The sequence below is a fragment of the Actinokineospora fastidiosa genome (assembly GCF_014648415.1).
GTDB classification, from domain to species: Bacteria; Actinomycetota; Actinomycetes; order Mycobacteriales; family Pseudonocardiaceae; genus Actinokineospora; species Actinokineospora fastidiosa.
In genome coordinates, this window is the sequence record NZ_BMRB01000004.1 from 189,125 (window position 1) to 206,640 (window position 17,516).

A 17,516-nucleotide genomic window follows, 5' to 3' on the forward strand; every position below is an offset into this window, starting at 1 on the left:
ATGGCCACCGTCTACGTCCTGCACGGGCTGCTCGGCACGGCGTACGGCCACTTCGGCCACCAGATCACCGCGTGGCGGGACCGCCACCGCGTGGTTCCCGTCGACCTGCCCGGCCACGGCCGCTGCCCGCTCGACGCTGCGGAGGACTACCTCGACCAGGCGTACGGGTACGTGCGGGCGCTGGTGTCGCGGTTCGGGCCGGGCCGGGTGGTGGCCGCGTCGTACCTGGGCGGGCCGGTCGCGGTGCGGCTCGCCGCCGAGCACCCGGAGCTGGTGTCGTCGCTCGCGCTGACCGGCTTCGCCCCCGACCTGGACCGGGAGACCTTCCTGCGGCTGCTGGAGGGCTTCCCGCGTCTGGTGGAGGCCAGCCCGGAGCTCGCCGCCGAGTACGACCGCCTGCACACGCCCCGCTGGCGCCGCACGCTCGCGGTGTTCGGCGCGGCGGCGGCGCCCGCCGAGCTGGTCACCGGCGCCCGGCTCGGGGCGCTGGCCGCCGACGTGCTGCTGGTCAACGGCTCGCACAAGTCGGTGGAGCGGGAGGCGGCCGAGCGCGCGGGCGCGTTCGGCCCCCGGGTGCGCGGGCAGGTGCTCGACGGCGCGGGCCACATCGCCAGCCACGACGCGCCGGAGGCGTTCACCCGGGCCGTCGAGGCGTTCTGGCTGCGGTCGGACCTCGGGAACCTGCTGCAGGAGCGCGACGCGGGGCGGGCGCTGGACTCGCTGGAGACCGTGACGGTCGTGACCTACCTCAGGGGCATGGGCCTCGCGCCCGACGAGGCCATGCCGGACCGTCCCACGACGATCGAAGGATGGGGAGCATGGGCCGCCCAGCGTTCACTCGTTTCCTAGCCCCGGGCGGGGACCGCGGCGTGCGGTGGGGGACGGAGTTCGCCACGTGGGACGCGCTGCTGCGCACGGGCCGGGACCGGTCGCGGCTGGTCGAGCCGGGCTCGGCGTACGCGGTGGACCCCGCGGGCGGGCTGGACGCGATCGCGTCCCTGCTGGCCGTGGCCACCGTCCCCGACACCGTCCTGGTGTGGGCGTCGGGCATGAAGGGCAGGGAGCTGCTGCCCGGGCTGTCCGCCGTGGAGTGCCCGGTGCGCGAGGATCGTCCTCTGTGGGCAGTCGCGACCTCGGGCAGCTCGGGCGTCCCCAAGCTGGCCGTCGGGCACGCCGACTCCTGGGAGCTGGTAGCCCTGCACTACGAGCAGGCCATGTTCCCCGGCGGTCTGCCGCCCGTGCTGGCGACCTGCCTGCCGCTGCAGTTCTCGGCGGCGTTCTTCATGACGCTGCTGCCGAGCCTGCTGCTGCGCAGGGATCTCGTGGTCTTCCCGGCGCAGGACTGGGAGCCGGTGGTCGCCGCTGCCGCCCGGGACGAGGTGTTCGTCCTGGGCGTGCCCGCGCTCGCCGCGGCGGCGTGCCTGGGCATGACCGCGCCGGTGGACATGCGCCGCGCCCGGCTGTTCCTCGGTGGCGGCCACCTCAGCGCCACCCGGGTCGACCTGATCCGGTCGCGCTTCGCCGGGGCCGAGGTGGCCAACCTGTACGGGACCGCGGAGACCGGCGCCATCGCGGTCGACCACGACCCCGGCCACAACCGGCACGTCGGACCGCCGATCCCGGGCAAGGCCGTCTGGCTCGCCGACGCCGACGAGCACGGGGTGGGCGCGGTCGCCGTGGCCGGTCCCGACTGCTGCCGGTACGTCTGGCGGCCGGGGGAGGGCGTGACCCCCAACCCCGGCTACGTGACCGGCACCGACTACGCGCGCTTCGACGCCGACGGGAACCTGTGCCTGGAGGGCAGGGTCGACGGCGGGGAGAAGCTGCGGGGCGTGCTGGTGTACCCGCGCGCCATCGAGCGGCACCTGCTGGCCCTCGACGGCGTCGCGGACGTCCGCGTGCTGGTCCAGCGGCCGGACAACGGCCTCGAACACCTGGTGGCCAAGGTGGTCGGCCGGGTCGGGGAGGCCGAGGTCCGCGCCCACTGCGCCGCCCTGCCCGAGCCCGAACGCCCGACCCGCGTCGAGTGCGTGCCCGAGTCCGCGGCCCTGGCCGCCTACAGCGCCAACGGGAAGCTGTGATGATCGACGAACGACGGTTCTCCGTCCGCGCCGACGCCTTCTACGTCCGCCACGACGACGGCGTCTGGCTGCGCAACAACATCGGCTCGTTCTCCATCCGGGGCGCGAGCGCCTACGAGCTGGTGGGCGCGGTCTTCGCCAACCTCGATGGCAGGCGCACGGTCGCCGACATCTGCGCCGGGCTGCCGGAGAACGCCCGCACCTCGGTGTCCCGGCTGGTCGACACGCTGGCGGGCAACGGCTTCCTCCGCGAGGTCCGGCACGACCCCGAGCCGGTGCCCGCCTGGATGTCCGAGCGCTACGCGGCGCACCTGGCGTTCCTCGACCACCACGCCGACCGCCCCGTGGCCCGGTTCCTCAAGGCCCGCTCGGCGCTGATCGGGTGCGTGGGCGACGGCGTCGCCCTGCGCGGCCTGCTGAGCGCGCTCGCGGAGTTCGGCCTGGCCCGCGTGCGGGTGGAGTCGGCCGACGCGGACGCGCCGGACCTGGTCGCCGAACTGGGCGCGACCGACCCGGGCTTCCGCTGGGAACTCGGCACGGTCGCCGACGCCGACGTCGTACTGGTGGCGACGGACAAGGACAGTCCCGCGGCCGCCGACGTGCCGGTCACGGCCCCGGTCGGCGTGCTGGGCCGGTGCGGCGAGTACGTCGTCGCCGTCCCGCCTGGCGTGGGCCGCGACTGGTGCTGGGAGTGCGTGCACCGTTCGATCGCCGTCCCGGTCGCGGTCTCGGCCGCGGACCACCCGCCCGCCGCCGCTCCCGCCACGATCGGCGCGCTGCACCTGGCGCAGCACACGTTCGCCAGGCTCGCGGACATCACCCTGCCGACCGCGGACACGGTGACCTCGGTCGAACCGGTGGCCCCCGCGGTGCGCAGCCACACCGGCCGCAGGCACCCCCTGTGCGGCAGGCACCCCCGGCCCGCCGACCACGCCGCGCGGCCGACGCGGGTGGAGGCGGTGCGGCCGGATATCGCGGCGTCGACCGACTCGGCCGAGTCGATCGCGGTGTCCGACCGGATCGTGGCCGTGACGACCGCGTGGACCGACCAGGTGGCCGGGCCGCTGCACTCGCTCGGCGAGGGCGGCCTGGAGCAGGTGCCGGTGTCGGCCAGCAGCTGCCTGGTGGCCGATCCGGCGAGCACCGCGTCCGCGCCCGACACCCGGCTGGTCGTCTGCCGGGCGCTCGCCGCCCGGGAGGCGCGCAACCAGGCCGTCCTGTTCGCCGTCGAGTGGCTTGTCCGGCGCACCGCCGAGGTGCTGGGGGAGCCGGTCGACGGGTTCGCCGTCGGGGCCGGGTGGACGTGGGACGAGGCGGTCTACCGGGCTCGGCTGACCGCTGCCGCCGCCCTGCCGCCCACGTCGCTGTCCTGGCGGCCCGCCGCGGACACCGATCACCCGGTCGGGGACTTCCTCGCCGAGACCCTGCGCGCCGAGGGGCGGCCGTGGTGCGCCACCTCGGTCGAGCCGCTGGCCGGGGGACTGGTGCGCGCCCGGGTCCGCACCACCGACTTCGAGGTCGCCACCGCCATCGGCGTCGACGACGACCACGCCGTCCGCAGCGCCCTGCTGCACGCGGTGACCGCGGGCTCCGACGGGCACACCGCCCACCTCGCCCCGCCCGAGTGGCTGACCGGCGACGTCGAGCCGGTCGACCTGGCCCGGCTCGTCCCGTTCCTGGGCGCGGACGCCGCCGTCGTGGGCGTCCGGCTGCCGGGGGTGGGCCGGTGACCGCCCAGCTGACGCCCACCACCGTCATCGGCGACGGCTTCCTGGCCGCGCACCTGGCCGCCCGCCTCCGCGACGTGCCCGCGCTGGTCCTGGTCGCCGAGCTGGACCGGCTCGCCGAGCACAACGACACCATCGTCGAGTGCCTGGGCACCGGCAGGCCGCTGCTGTTCGTCGGGACCTGGCGCTCGTTCGTCTACATCGGACCGTACTGGCGCCCCGGCACGGCGGGCTGCCCGCACTGCCTGGTCACCCGCACGGCCAACTCGCCGTTCGGCCCGGACTTCGCAGGCGACGCGCTCGCCGAGGCCGTGCCGAGGGACATCGACGTCTGCGTGCTCGGCCCCGCCGTGCTCGGCATGGTCGAGGCCTACGTCCGCGCCGCCACCGACGACGGGTCCGTCATCGTCGTCGACGGCCAGAACGGGACCGCGGAGCGCCGCAATCTGCTCGCCGACTCCACCTGCCCCAGCTGCGGCGTGACCACCTCGGACACCGTGCCCGCGTTCACCGACGCGCCGCTGACCAAGCTCGCCCCCACCACCCTGCGCACGGCCGAGCTGGACGCCGAGACCGTGGAGCGGGAGTACCTGTTCAGCGGGCTGGGCCTGTTCACCGAGGTCCGCCAGGACCTGCAGAGCCCGATCGGCGCCTGCTCGGTCGAGCTGTCCACCCGGTGGGGCAGGCGCGAACCGGCCATCGGACGCGGCCGCACGTACCGGGGCAGCCGCACCATCGCCGTCCTCGAAGGGCTCGAACGCTACGCCGGGCTGCACCGCGGCGGCAGGCGCGCGCCGGTCCGCGCGGCCTACCGCGAGGTCGCCGACACCGCCGTGCACCCGCTCGACCTGGGCACGCACCCGCGCGAGTCCTACCGCCTGCCCGGCTTCCGCTACCGCGAGTTCCACCCCGACACCGTGGTCGACTGGGTGTGGGCGTACTCCTTCCGCAGGCGCGACCGGGTGCTCGTCCCGGAGCGGGCCGCCTTCTGGGGGCCGCGCCACGACGGCGAGACCGCCTTCGTCTACGACACCTCCAACGGCTGCGCCCTGGGCAACTCCGTCGAGGAGGCCGTCCTGCACGGCCTGCGGGAGGTCGCCGAGCGCGACTCCTTCCTGCTCACCTGGTACCGCCGCCTCACCCTGCCCGAGGTCGACCTGGCCACCGCGCCGGAGTCCGTTCAGGCGCTGGTGCGCAAGGCGCGGCTGTTCACCGGGTTCGGCTTCCGCGCGTTTCAGTCCACGATGGAATACGGGATGCCGACGTTCTGGCTGGTCGCGGAGAACACCGCCGACGACGGGCCGAGGGTGCTCGCAGGCGCTGGCGCTCACCCCGACCCCGCACAGGCCATCGCGGGCGGGCTGCACGAGCTGATCGGCAGCGTCATGGCCACCCAGCACAGCTACCCGCGCAGACGCCCCGACGGCCTCGCGATGCTCGCCGACCCGGGGCTGATCACCCGCATGGAGGACCACTCCCTGGTCGGCGCCCTGCCCGAGGCCCGCGAGCGGTACGCGTTCCTGCTCGACGGCGACCACGACCGCGTCGCGCTGGCCGACGTGCCCGCCTTGGTCACCACCGGGGACGACCTGCGCGCCGACCTCGACCTCGCGGTGTCCGGGGTGCTCGCGGCGGGCCTCGACGTGCTGGTGGTCGACCAGACGATGCCCGAGCTGCGCCGCACCGGCCTGGCCTGTGTGCGGGTGCTGGTGCCCGGCGCGGTGCCGATGACGTTCGGCCACCGCAACCGCCGCACCGTCGGGCTGCCGAGGCTGACCGAGGGCACGGGCGTGCCGTACCGCTCCGGGCTCGCCGACGGGGAGGAGGTCGGATGCGTTCCCCATCCGTTCCCGTGATCGACGGCTTCACCGCCGCGCTGCGCGAGACGCCGAAGGACGTCAACCCGGCGGACTGGCGCGTCGACTGGGACCGCGCGCCGTGGCCGGTCAAGGTCTACGCCGACGCCGACCGGGTCCCGCTGGGCACGGCCGACCCGCTCGGGCGGCTGCTCTGGCTCGGCTTCGGCGTCACCCGGGTGCGGTTCGACCCGGCGGGCGGGCGGCCGCCGACCCCGCGCGACCCGGCGCCCGCCGCGCCGCGCTACCTCACCCGCCGCCCGATCCCCTCCGGCGGCGGCATGTACCCGACCGAGGTGTACGTGCTGCGCGACCAGCGCGCCTACCACTACGACCCGTACCGGCACGACCTCGTCGACCTGCACCGGCCCGTGCCAGCTGGCACCGCTTCGGTGGCGCTGGTGCTGGCCAACCGGCCGGGCAAGAACTACTTCAAGTACGGCGACTTCGCCGCCCGCCTCGGCGCGGTCGACGCGGGCGTCGCCGTCGGCCGCGCCGTGCGCCTCGGCCAGGCCGCCTTCGGCCACACCGAGCTGTGCCTGGACTTCGCCGACGAGCGGCTGAACGCCCTGCTCGGCCTGGACGGCGCGGAGGAGACCGCGCTGGCCGTCCTCGGCCTGGGCCGGGCCACCTGCGCCGAGCCCGTCCCGCGACCGGCGTGCGATCCGCCGACCACGGTGGACCGCAGGCTCCCGGTGCCGGTCTCCGACCGCTTCGACGCCCTGCGCCGGGCCGCCTACCAGCACACACCGCCGCTGCCCGTGCCGGACCGCAGGGGACCGGCCCCGGCCGTCCCGCCGGTGGACGCCGCCGCGCTGCTGCGCCGGACCTCCAACGGCAGGCTGTTCACCGGGCGGGCGGTCGCCAGGGCGGCGCTGACCCGGGTGCTCGACGAGGCCACCGCCGCGCTCGACCTGCTCAGGTGGAGCGGCCACGGCCTGCTCGGCCAGGACGTGGACGTGCGCTGCGCCGTGCACAACGTGGACGGCGTCGAACCCGGCTGGTACGGCCGCGACCTCGTCGGCGTCCCCGGCGACACCGGCCGGGTCCTGCAGGCGGCACTGTTCGCCGAGACCTACAACGTCGACCTCGCCGCGTTCACCGTGCACGTCGTGGCCGCCACCGACCACCGCGCGGCCGGGCGGGGCGAGCGCGGCTACCGGGAGCAGCAGCTGGCCGTCGGCGCGGCGGTCGACGCGGTCGTCTCGGCCGCAGCGGCGCTGGGTCTGGGCAGCCACCCCGTCCTGGGCTTCGACACCCCGGCGGTGGACCGCGCCTACGGCCTCACCGGCACCGGCCGCGGCGCCCACGCCCAGATCTCCGTCGGCGCCGCGCGCCCGGCGCCGTACGTGGAGGTGACGGTGATGCCGCGATGAGCTTCAGCCCCTACGTCCTGTTCCGGCGGGGCACGCTGGGCCCCGCCGCGCTGTCCGGCGTCGTCCCGGAGCGCACCTGGGCCCTGCTCGCGGAGACCGCCGAGCCCGACGACCTGCGCGAGCGCCTGTCCGACGCGCTGCACGCCCTCATCCCCGCGCTGCCCGCCGACCGCCGCCGCGCCTGGCTGAAGGTCCGGCGCGACGTCCACAACGGACGCGTGCCCAGCCCGCCCGACGACCCGCTGCCCCCCGGCACCGCCGCGCTGCTGCGCGAGTGGACCGCGCGGCAGGCCGAGTCGCTGCGGCACGCCGACGCCGTCGCCGCCGCCTACGCCGAGGACCTCGACGCCGCCCGCAAGACGCTGGCCGACGTCGCGCTCGGCGAGGACTTCCAGCGCGGCGTGCAGCTGTCCGGCGAGGACGTCCACCGCGAGGTGCGCGCCTACGCCGCCGACCCGTTCGACACCTCGCGCAAGCCGAGCAGGCGGCGCAGGGCCGAGAGCACGATCACCAGCTTCGCCTACCGGGTGGCGTTCAAACCGTCGCCGTTCGGCTCGTTCACCGAGATCGGCGCGCACCCGTTCGCCCCGGGCGAGGGCCGGGGCGAACGGGTCGCCATGACCCGGCTGAGCGTGGGCCTGCTCGCCTGGATGGCCCACCAGCTGCACCGCCTCGACTGCGCGGACGACGTGCTCCGCGTGCGCATCAACAACTCCCTGCTGATCGACGGCGACCAGGCGGTGTTCGCCCGCAGGCCGCTGGAGGGCGCCGACGACGGCTTCACCCCCGACCGGATCGTCACCGCGCGCAACTCCGCCCTGGTCGGCCTCCTGCGGACGCTGCTCGGCGAGCACGACCGCACCGTGCGCGACCTCCGTGATCGCCTCATCGAGGCGGGTCTCGACCGCGAAGGCGCGCAGAACACGATCGACCAGCTCGTCAAGCTCGGCCTCTGCCACCGCGGCCTCGGCTTCCCCGACCAGCTGACCACCCAGGCCGACGCCGCCGCCCGCGTGCTCCGCGCCGCGGGCACGGAGCAGGCCGTGCGCTGCGCGGAGGTGTACGAGGGCCTGCGCGACATCGAGGACCGCTACGCCGACGCCGACGCCGAGCGGCGCACCGGGCTGCTCGCCGACCTGCGCGCCCTCGTCCAGCGCTTCGTCGACATCCTCGGCTGCCCGCCGCCCGCCAGGGAGGCGATGCGCGCGGCGATGTACGAGGACGTCGGCACCCGGGCAGCGGCGGCCACCTGGCGGCCCGCGCTCCTGACGGCCAACCGCGAGCACTTCGCCCTGTTCCAGCGCATCGTGCCCGTGCTCGACGACGCCACCATCGAGAAGCTGGGCCTCTACGCGTTCTTCGCCCGCCACTACGGCGAGGACCACGCGGGCGTGCCGCTGCTGGAGCTGTACCGCGCCTTCTCCGCGCTCACGCCGAAGGAGGCCAGCGCGGTCATGTGCGGGGTCGGCGACCCGGCGTCCGACCGGGTCCGCGACCTGCGCGCGGAGTTCTTCACCTTCCTCCGCGAGCAGCCCGAGGACCTGCGCATCGACCCGGCCGCGCTGGCGGCCTACGCCGACGCGCTGCCCGCGACCGTCGTCCCATGGCGCTCGGCGGCCTACCGGGTCCAGATCGGCGACAAGGTGGTCGTCAACGGGGTCACCACCGGGCACGGCGTGTTCTTCTCCCGCTACTGCGACCTCCTGGAGACCGGCGACGGCTGGAACATGCGGACCGCGCTGCGCGAGCACATCGCGGCCACCGCGCCCCGCCAGACCGACATCACCGCGGCGCTGGGCCTCAACTTCAACCTCCACCCCCGCCTCAGCCCGCACGAGCTGGTCTACCCGGGGTCGGTGCCGCTGCCGGGCGCCGAGCACACGCTGACCCTGGCTGACCTGGTCGTCACCGCCGACCGCGCGACCCGCCGCCTCACCCTGATCTCCACAAAGGACGGACAGCCGATCGACCTGGTGCCGCTGAACTTCCTCTACCCGGCCGCCGCGCCCATGCTGTACCGGTTCCTCTGCGCCTTCGCCCCGACCCGCACCTACCGGGGCGGGCTGTGGGACCAGCTCGACCGGGTGCGCCCGTCGACCGGGCACCGGCCCCGGGTCCTGCTCGGCGACCTCGTGCTGGACCGCCGCTCCTGGCGGTTCCGCGCCGCCGACCTGCCCGACCGCGACGGCCTGGAGCGCCAGGACCTCGGCGCGGTCACCGCGTTCGACCGCTGGCGGCGCGAGCACGGCCTGCCCAGGCACACGTTCTTCCGCGTGCACGCGCCCCGGCCGGTCGCCGACGGCGAGCGGGACTTCCTCGCCGAGACCCGCCAGTGGGCGCTGGAGGCCCGCAGCGCGCGCCTGCACAAGCCGCACTACCTCGACAGCCGCAACCCGTTCCTGCTGCACGTGCTCGCCAAGCAGGCCAGGGACGGCGACGTCGTGTTCCACGAGTGCCTGCCCGAGCCCGCCGAGCACCCCGCCGAGGAGTTCTTCGTGGAGTACAACCTGGAGGGAGACGCCCATGTCGGCTGAGCCGTGGCGCAGCGTGCACATCCACCGGTACGGGCTGCAGGACGAGTTCCTGGTCGAGGCCGTCGCCCCGGTGCTGGCCGACCTCCGCGACGCCGTCCCCGCCTGGTTCTTCCTGCGCTACTGGCAGGGCGGCCACCACATCCGGCTGCGCATGCGCACCGACGCCGACACCCTCGACGCGGTCACCGGCAAGCTCGCCGCCTACCTCGCCGAGCACCCCAGCGGCGCGGACTTCGACGCCGACGAGTTCCGCGCCGCCCAGCCGACCATGGCCGCGCTGGAGGACGAGCGGGTCGACGACGTCCTGCCCGCCGACACCATCCGCCCGGCCCGGTACACCCCCGAACTGCACAAGTACGGCGGGGAGCGCGGGGTGCGCGCCGCCGAGCGGTTCTTCCACGCCAGCAGCGAGGTCGTCCTCGGCACGCTGAGCGCCGCGGCGGGCAACTCCGGCAGGCGGCTGGGCGCGGGCTTCTCCATGATGCTGCGCGGGCTGCTCGCCGCGGGCCGCACGCCTGCGCAGATGGCGGCGTTCTTCCGGCACTACTGCCTGCTCTGGGCGCCGTACACCTTCGACCAGTTCCTCGACGCCTGGCCCGCCCTGCTCGAGGCCCGCGCCCCCGTGATGCGCGCGCACGCCGAGAGCGTGCTGGAGGCCCGGCTCGACGGCGACCCGTTCCACGACGCCGTGCGCGACACGTGGGCCGCGGTCGACGACGACGTGCTCGACGCGGTGACCCTCGCGGGCGCCGACGCCCCGCGCGAGCGGCGCGAGCAGGTGCTGCTCGTCAGCTACCTGCACACCCACAACAACCGGCTCGGCCTGATCCCCGAGCACGAGTCCTTCCTCGGCTTCCTCGGCCACCACGTGCTGAGCGAGTGCGCGGGCGCCACCCCGGCCGACGACCTGCCGGGCGCTGTGCGGGAACACCGGGAGCAGCGGCTCGGCGCGAGCTGAGCCGACCGACGTAGGAGACGCGAGTGGACCTGACAAGCAAGACGTACCCGTTCGAGCGCAAGTGCCCGTTCGCCATGCCCGAGGAGTTCGCCTGGATCAGGGCGAACCAGCCGGTGGCCAGGGTCAAGCTGGCCAGCGGCGACCCCGCCTGGCTGGTGACCAGGTACGACGACGTGCGCGCCGCGCTCACCGACGCCCGCTTCAGCCGGTCGATCAACCAGGAGGGCGCGGCCAGGGTCGACACCGGCTTCGCCGCCGACCGCTCCAGCCCGGTGTTCACCTTCGGCGGCTCCATCTCCATGCCGCCCGGCCACACCCGCTGGCGGCGCATCGTCAACAAGGCGTTCACCCAGCGGCAGGCCGACGCCATGCGCCCGCGCATCGCCCAGCACACCGAGGACGTGCTCGACGAGATCCAGGCCAGGGGCGGCGGCTTCGACCTGATGGCCGACTTCGCCTACCAGCTGCCGATCCGGGTGATCGCCGAGCTGCTGGGCATCGACGAGAGCGGCCGCCCGGAGTTCACCGAGCTGGCCGCCAAGCTGACCCGCAGGGACATGCAGTCCGGCTTCGCCGCGTTCGGCGAGGCGCTGCAGGGCATCGGCCGCTACGCGATCGGGCTCATCGTCCGCAAGCGCAAGGACCTCGGCGACGACCTGCTGAGCACGCTGATCGGCCTGCACGACGACGATGACACCCAGCTGTCCAACGAGGAGCTGGTGTCCACGGTCATCCTGCTGCTGATGGCGGGCTACGAGAGCACCGCCGTGCAGTTCGGCAACGGCTTCTACGCCCTGTTCCGCAACCCCGAGCAGCTGGCCAGGCTCAAGGCGAACCCCGCGCTGATCGGCACCGCGGTCGAGGAGATCCTGCGCTGGGCGCAGATGGGCACCGGGTTCGCCGTGGCCAAGTTCGCCACCGAGGACATCGAGCTGGGCGGCGTCACGATCCCGTCGGGGTCGACGGTGTTCGTCTCCCTCGGCTCGGGCAACCGGGACGAGGCCGTGTTCGGCGCGGACTCCGAGGACTTCGACATCGCCCGCGCGCAGGCGGCCCGCCAGCTCGCCTTCGGCAGCGGCCCGCACTACTGCCTGGGCGCGGCGCTGGCCAGGGCCGAGATGCAGGAGGGCTTCCAGCGGCTGTTCGCCCGCTTCCCCGACCTGCGCTTCGACGGCGACCTGGACGACGTCGTGCTGAGCAGCAACCTGTTCACCTTCTACCCGCGCGCGCTGCCGGTGCTGCCGTGAACGCGCCGACCATGCCGCCGGGCCTGCGCTGGGACGACACCCGGTCGCGGCTCAAGGTGCTCACCCCGGAGCTGGCCGACATCGCGCTGCGCGACCCGCACATCATCACCGGGGTCGACCGCAGCAAGGAGTCCATGGCCCGGCTGATGCCCGCCGAGGACGGCGCGCCGACGATCGTGCAGTTCTTCGAGCTGTGGTACACGGTCAACGACAACTACACGCCGTTCAACACCGAGCTGCGCAAGGTCTTCACCGCCCGCTCCGCCGCGGAGTGCGCCGACCGGTTCACCGCGCTGGCCGCCCGGCACGCCGCGGCGCTGCCCGCGCGCGGCGACCTCGCCAGGGACTACTTCGGCCCGTACCTGACCACCAGCACGTTCGCCATGCTCGGCGTCCCCGAGGGCGACTGGCCGAACCTGACCAAGGTCGCCAAGCTCGTCATCCACCTGTTCAAGCAGCAGCTGCTGGGCGTCACCGAGCACAGCGCCGCCGAGGTGCGCGCGTTCGAGACGGTGATGCGGTACCTGAAGTCGCTGACCGACCGGCTGCTCGCCGACGGCAGCTCCCCGTTCCTCGACGCCGCCCGAACGCTGTCCACGATGGACACCGGGACCTGGCCGATCGCCGCGCTCGTCGGCCAGCTGCTCATGGCGGGCATCGAGCCGATGATCACCGCGTCGGCCGTCGCGGTCCGGGAGATCTGGCGCGACCCGGCGCTGCCCGGGCGGCTGCGCGACGGCGACGCCGACGCCGGGCAGGTCGCCGAGGAGGTGATGCGCCAGCAGCCGCCGTTCGGCAACATCTTCCGGTTCGTCCGCGAACCCTGCGACTGCCTGGGCGTGCGGCTCGACCCCGGCACCGTCGTGGCGATCGACACCGCGGCGGTCAACCTCGCCGAGGCGCCCGCAGCCGACCCCGCGCACGGCTGCCCGGTGCGGCCCAGCGCGGTGCTGACCTTCGGCCGGGGCACGCACTACTGCCTGGGCGCCAACAGCGCCCGGCTCCAGGTGGCGACCGGGCTGCGCGAGCTGGTCCGGCGGCCGGTGGCGCTCGACCCCTCGGCCGTGCGGATCGACACGCACAACAACCTCAAGGAAGTCCGCGCCGTGCCATACACCCTCCAGGAGGAATCGTGACGACCCACGCCAACCACCCCAGCCACGAGGCCGCCCCCGAGGGCGTCGGCTTCGACGACATCCCCGACATGCCCAACTTCGCCGTGCTGCTCGTCAGCGACCTGGAGAAGTCGCTGCAGTGGTACACCGAGGGACTGGGGTTCTGGGTGGAGAAGCAGCTCACCGGCCCGGACGGCCAGCTCGCCGTCATCCACCTGCGCCGCGCCCAGTACCGCGACATGCTGCTGCGCCCGGCCCGCGAGCCGCTGACCGGCCCGCTCGGCAAGGGCGTGCGGCTCAGCTTCACCGTCAACGCCGAGACCGAGGCCACCATGCGCGAGATCGCCGACCGCCTCGCCGCGCTGCCGCAGGGCACGGTGAACGGCCCGCTCTCCACCCCCTGGAACACCATCGACGTCGAGGCCACCGACCCCGACGGCTACGTCGTCGTGCTCACCACGGTGGCCGACCGCGCCCGCACGTGGACCGAGCTGAAGGACAGCGTCCGCTCCGACGACCGGCCGGTGCGGCTCTGATGCCCAAGCCACCCCAGTCGTCGAAGCTGGTGTCCAAGTCGTACAACCTGGCCTACAAGGTCGGCTACACGCCCTGGGACGCCGAGCCCGTGATGCCCGAGCTGGTCGAGCTCATCGAGGGCCCCGACCGGCTGACCCCCGGCCGCGCGATCGACCTCGGCTGCGGCACCGGCACCAAGTCGCTCTACCTCGCCCAGCACGGGTGGACCGTCACCGGCGTGGACATCGCAGCGGAGGCGGTGAAGAAGGCCCGCAGGAAGGCGGCGGAGCAGGGCGCGGACGTCGACTTCGTGCAGTGCGACCTGCTCGACATCCCGGTGGGCGCGCTGCCCGGCGGTTACGACTTCCTGCTGGACTTCGGCTGCGCGCACAGCCTGCGCGACGAGGCCAAGGCCCGCTACGCCGCCGCCGTCGCCGGACTGGCAGCGCCGGGCGCGACGCTGGTCCTGTACGCCTTCACCAAGGGCCCGCTGAGCGTCCGGCAGTGGGAGATCGACACCGCCTTCAGCCCCCACTGGGACCTGGTGTCGGCCACCCCCGGCAGCGTCCGCCGCACGCCGGACGCCGGTCCGACCTGGTACCGGCTGGTCCGGCGATGACCACGGCGGGGACCGAGCCGCTCGACCTGGCGGGCCTGCTGCCCGACCCGTACCCGGCGTACGCGCGGCTGCGGGCCGACGGCGGCGTGCACCGGTCCGAGCGCTGGGACGCCTGGTTCGTCACCACCTACGAGCAGTGCCACGCGGTGTTCTCCGACGCGGCCCGCTTCGACGCGGTCGGCCAGCCGTTCCTGCGGATGCTCCAGGCCGAGGTCCTGCGCGGCGCGACGTCGTGGCGGACACCGCAGGCGCCGCCAGCGGGCGACGACCCGGCGCGGGCCGCGGGCAGGCGGACCACCGGCCGCGCCCTGGGCACGCCGTTCGTCGACTCGCTGTGGCCCCGGTTCGAGCGGGACTGCCGGGAGACCGCGGCGGCCCTGCCCGCCGCCGCCGACCTGGTCGCCGACTTCGCGATCCCGCTGACCACCCGGCTGCTCGCCGACCTGATGGCGGTCACCCCGGCCGACCTGCCGGTGTTCGCCGCGTGGGCGGAGAGCGGCTACACCGGCGGGCCGTCGCGGACGGCGGTGCGCGACGTCCGCCATCTGCTGGCCCAGCAGGCGGTCAGCCGCGTCGCCGAGCCGGTGGACGACTTCGTCGGCAACCTGGTCGCCCACCCCGGCGCTGACCTGCGCGCGCACCTGGAACTGGTGCTCGGGACCGGGCTGATGATCTCGATGGTCACCCACCAGGGCCTGGTGCTGAGCTTCAGCACGCTGCTCAACGCCCTGATGGCCGCGCCGGACCAGTACGCCCTGCTGCGCGCGGACCCCGGGCTGATCCCCAACGCGGTCGAGGAGGGCCTGCGGTTCGACTCATCGACGCAGGCGCTCGGCAGGCTCAGCCGGGTCGACGCCGAGCTCGGCGGGACGCGCGTCCCGGCGGGCAGCCTGCTGGTCTGCCTCACCGGCTCGGCCAACCGGGACGGCGCGCAGTTCCCCGACCCGGACCGCTTCGACGTCACCCGGCCCGTGCGCTCCAGCGGCCGTCACCTGTCCTTCGGGCACGGGGCGACGTCCTGCCTGGGCGCGGCCATGTCGCGGCGGGCGCTGGGGCACATGCTGTCCGCGATCGTGGCCAGGGCGGACCGGGTGCTGCCCTCGGCCGAGCCCCGGCTGTTCGAGGAGTTCATGACCAGGGGCTTCGTGTCGCTGCCCACGGAGATGAGGTGACCATGCAGACGCTGCCGCACGGTCTGGAGCGGCGGGCGGACACCGGCCAGTGGGTCGTCCGCAGCCAGGAGCTGGCCGACATCGCGCTGCGCGATCCGCACATCGGCATGGCGATCGACCCCGACCGCGTCGGCGTCGGGCTGCCCGGACCGGACGACGTGCCGACCGTGGCGCAGTTCTTCGAGCTCTGGTACCACCGGGGCGCGAACCACCCGGTGTTCGGCAGGCAGCTGCGCGGCGTGTACAGCGCGGCGGCGATCGCGCCGTTCGAGCCGGTCTTCGCGCGCATCGCCGAGGGGCTGGCGGGCAGGCTGCCGGACAGCGGGGACCTGGTCCCGGCGTTCGTCGCTCCCTACTGCCTGGACAGCACCTTCGCGCTCATGGGCTTCCCCGAGGCCGAATGGCCCCGGCTCGCCAAGGCCTACCACGTGGTCATGCACGTGATCAGGCAGCGCTTCCTCGGAGTGCTCGACCTGCCAGCACGCACGGCCGCCGCGTTCGACGCGACGATGCGCTACCTGCGGTCGGTGATGACCCAACCGCTGGCCGACACGCCCCTGATGCGCGCCTTCGCCGCGTACGAGGGCGCGTCGGTGTGGTCGGACGTGGCGACCATCGGGCAGCTGCTCGCCGCGGGCGTGCCGCAGGTGACCACCGGGCTGGGGGTGTCCGCCCACGCGCTCTTCGGCCAGGACGACGTGCTGCGCGCGGTGCGCGCCGACGAGGTCGGGGTCGCGCAGGTCGCCGAGGAGGCCATGCGGCTCGCCCCGCCGTTCCTCGTCATCGCGGGGTGGACGAACGAGGTGTGCGAGTGCCTCGGCGTGCGGCTGGAGCCGAGGACGCCCGTGCTGGTCGACATCGTCGCGGTCAACCGGGACACCGAGCGGCCCGCCGAGTTCTGCCCCGTGCGCGGCCGCAACACCGCCATCACCTTCGGCAAGGGCGCGCACTACTGCCTCGGCGCGACCAGCGCGCGCAAGCAGATCGCCGCCGCGCTCGCCGTGCTGGCCGAGCGCGACCTGCGGGTCGACCCGCCCACCCTCGACGACGACGGCTTCTCGCAGGTGCTGCGGGCGCTGCCGTACCGGGCGGACGACCACAGTGGACGGTCCGGGGCGGGCGGGTGACCGTGCCGGAGCCGCTGCGGATCGGACTGCTCGGCGGCGCCGCCGTCGCCCGTCGCAGGACGCTGCCCGCGATCGCCGCCTGTCCGGACACCCGGCTGGTCGCCGTGGCCTGCCGCGACGGCGACCGGGCGCGGGAGTGGGCCGGGGCGTTCGGCTGCGCGGCCGAGCCCGGCTACGACAGCCTGCTCGCCCGCGACGACGTCGACGCCGTCTATGTCCCCCTGCCCGCGGGCCTGCACGCCGAGTGGTCCGCCAAGGCGCTCGCCGCAGGCAAGCACGTGCTGGTGGAGAAGCCCATGGCGACCACCGCCCGGCAGGCCCGCGAGCTGGCGGACCTGGCCGCCGAGCGGTCGCTGGTGCTGATGGAGAACCGCATGTTCGCCATGCACCCCCAGCACGCCGCCGTGCGGACCCTGGTCGACGCGGGCGCCATCGGCGAACTCCGGGTCGTCACCGCGGCCATGGCGATCCCCGCGCTGCCCGCCGACGACATCCGCTACGCCGCGCACCTCGCGGGCGGCGCCCTGCTCGACGTCGGGTTCTACCCCGTGCAGGCGGCGCTGATGTACCTCGGGGAGCAGGTGGAGGTGTGCGGGGCGCACCTGCGGGTGGACCCCGGGCGCGGCGTGGACGTCGGCGGCGCGGCGCTGCTGCGGGACCGCGCCGGGGTGTGCGCGCAGCTCACCTTCGGCTTCGAGCACGCCTACCGGGCGAGCTACGAGCTGTGGGGGAGCACCGGGCGGATCCGGCTGGAGCGGGCGTTCACGCCGCCGTCGACCCTGCCCACCGTGCTGCGGATCGAGCGGCAGGACCACGTCGAGGAGCGCACCCTGCCCGCCGCCGACCAGTTCGCCGCGCTGGTCGCCCGCTTCGCCTCGGCCGTGCGCGGCGAGACCGACTGGCGTCCCGACCTGCGCGCTGGCCTGCTTGGTCTGTCCATCTTGGACGACATCCGAGCCGGGGGCGGGGCGCATGCGGTCGAGGACGGGGCGCGGCCGCGGCCCACCTTGTGGAGTAATTCTCCGAGTAACGCTTCGCGTCCCACCGAATTGATGATAGGGCGCCACTCTTCTCGGTGACCCGGTCACTGTACGGGTTGACACGGTGTAACCGAATGGTCTAAGCAGGGCAATCGAGTAAGGGCCGCGTTAACCAACCACGAGTCCGTGACTTTGTGGCAGACTCGGG

14 protein-coding genes are annotated in these 17,516 nt (G+C 74.4%); all 14 read left to right on the top strand.

What is annotated here, in order from left to right; genetic code table 11:
• From IEY98_RS22990 to IEY98_RS23055, 14 genes are read left to right on the top strand one after another with little or no spacing between them, the layout of a single operon-like run.
• The gene (locus tag IEY98_RS22990; RefSeq protein ID WP_189212690.1) at positions 1-849 is read left to right on the top strand and encodes an alpha/beta fold hydrolase; all 849 of its coding nucleotides are present in this window, start codon (positions 1-3) and stop codon (positions 847-849) included.
• Positions 850-869: 20 nt separating this feature from the next.
• Positions 870-2,081 (top strand): AMP-binding protein, encoded by a 1,212-nt coding sequence (locus IEY98_RS22995; RefSeq protein ID WP_189212691.1) that lies wholly within the window; start codon positions 870-872, stop codon positions 2,079-2,081.
• Entirely contained in the window at positions 2,081-3,811 is a 1,731-nt protein-coding gene (locus IEY98_RS23000) for a hypothetical protein (RefSeq protein ID WP_189212692.1), read from the top strand. The genes IEY98_RS22995 and IEY98_RS23000 overlap by 1 nt, the downstream gene beginning before the upstream one ends.
• Entirely contained in the window at positions 3,808-5,664 is a 1,857-nt protein-coding gene (locus tag IEY98_RS23005; protein ID WP_189212693.1) for a TOMM precursor leader peptide-binding protein, read from the top strand. The genes IEY98_RS23000 and IEY98_RS23005 overlap by 4 nt, the downstream gene beginning before the upstream one ends.
• The gene (locus tag IEY98_RS23010) at positions 5,640-7,040 is read left to right on the top strand and encodes a nitroreductase family protein (RefSeq protein ID WP_189212694.1); all 1,401 of its coding nucleotides are present in this window, start codon (positions 5,640-5,642) and stop codon (positions 7,038-7,040) included. Before IEY98_RS23005 ends, IEY98_RS23010 begins: the two co-directional genes overlap by 25 nt.
• A complete protein-coding gene (locus IEY98_RS23015; protein ID WP_189212695.1) occupies positions 7,037-9,574 on the top strand; it encodes a lantibiotic dehydratase in 2,538 nt (845 codons plus the stop codon). Before IEY98_RS23010 ends, IEY98_RS23015 begins: the two co-directional genes overlap by 4 nt.
• The gene (locus IEY98_RS23020) at positions 9,564-10,532 is read left to right on the top strand and encodes a lantibiotic dehydratase C-terminal domain-containing protein (RefSeq protein WP_189212696.1); all 969 of its coding nucleotides are present in this window, start codon (positions 9,564-9,566) and stop codon (positions 10,530-10,532) included. Before IEY98_RS23015 ends, IEY98_RS23020 begins: the two co-directional genes overlap by 11 nt.
• Before the next feature lie 23 nt (positions 10,533-10,555).
• Positions 10,556-11,779: a cytochrome P450 family protein gene (locus IEY98_RS23025; RefSeq protein WP_189212697.1), complete on the top strand. Its 1,224-nt coding sequence runs from the start codon at positions 10,556-10,558 to the stop codon at positions 11,777-11,779.
• Positions 11,776-12,915, top strand: a complete 1,140-nt coding sequence (locus IEY98_RS23030) for a cytochrome P450 (RefSeq protein ID WP_189212698.1) — start codon at positions 11,776-11,778, stop codon at positions 12,913-12,915. The genes IEY98_RS23025 and IEY98_RS23030 overlap by 4 nt, the downstream gene beginning before the upstream one ends.
• A complete protein-coding gene (locus tag IEY98_RS23035) occupies positions 12,912-13,430 on the top strand; it encodes a VOC family protein (protein WP_189212699.1) in 519 nt (172 codons plus the stop codon). Before IEY98_RS23030 ends, IEY98_RS23035 begins: the two co-directional genes overlap by 4 nt.
• Positions 13,430-14,029: a class I SAM-dependent methyltransferase gene (locus IEY98_RS23040; RefSeq protein ID WP_189212700.1), complete on the top strand. Its 600-nt coding sequence runs from the start codon at positions 13,430-13,432 to the stop codon at positions 14,027-14,029. The genes IEY98_RS23035 and IEY98_RS23040 overlap by 1 nt, the downstream gene beginning before the upstream one ends.
• Positions 14,026-15,201 carry a cytochrome P450 gene (locus IEY98_RS23045; RefSeq protein WP_189212701.1) on the top strand — a complete coding sequence of 392 codons (1,176 nt, stop codon included), beginning with the start codon at positions 14,026-14,028 and terminating at the stop codon, positions 15,199-15,201. The genes IEY98_RS23040 and IEY98_RS23045 overlap by 4 nt, the downstream gene beginning before the upstream one ends.
• Positions 15,198-16,328 carry a cytochrome P450 gene (locus IEY98_RS23050; protein ID WP_189212702.1) on the top strand — a complete coding sequence of 377 codons (1,131 nt, stop codon included), beginning with the start codon at positions 15,198-15,200 and terminating at the stop codon, positions 16,326-16,328. The genes IEY98_RS23045 and IEY98_RS23050 overlap by 4 nt, the downstream gene beginning before the upstream one ends.
• Positions 16,325-17,407: a Gfo/Idh/MocA family protein gene (locus tag IEY98_RS23055; protein ID WP_189212703.1), complete on the top strand. Its 1,083-nt coding sequence runs from the start codon at positions 16,325-16,327 to the stop codon at positions 17,405-17,407. The genes IEY98_RS23050 and IEY98_RS23055 overlap by 4 nt, the downstream gene beginning before the upstream one ends.
• Positions 17,408-17,516 lie beyond the last annotated feature (109 nt).

Bases quoted from the DNA above. Each gene is read 5' to 3' on its own strand.
- IEY98_RS23040 (WP_189212700.1), top strand. From the start codon at position 13,430: ATGCCCAAGCCACCCCAGTCGTCGAAGCTGGTGTCCAAGTCGTACAAC.
- IEY98_RS23000 (WP_189212692.1), top strand. From the start codon at position 2,081: ATGATCGACGAACGACGGTTCTCCGTCCGCGCCGACGCCTTCTACGTC.
- IEY98_RS23010 (WP_189212694.1), top strand. From the start codon at position 5,640: ATGCGTTCCCCATCCGTTCCCGTGATCGACGGCTTCACCGCCGCGCTG.
- IEY98_RS23020 (WP_189212696.1), top strand. From the start codon at position 9,564: ATGTCGGCTGAGCCGTGGCGCAGCGTGCACATCCACCGGTACGGGCTG.
- IEY98_RS23015 (WP_189212695.1), top strand. From the start codon at position 7,037: ATGAGCTTCAGCCCCTACGTCCTGTTCCGGCGGGGCACGCTGGGCCCC.
- IEY98_RS22990 (WP_189212690.1), top strand. From the start codon at position 1: ATGGCCACCGTCTACGTCCTGCACGGGCTGCTCGGCACGGCGTACGGC.
- IEY98_RS23045 (WP_189212701.1), top strand. From the start codon at position 14,026: ATGACCACGGCGGGGACCGAGCCGCTCGACCTGGCGGGCCTGCTGCCC.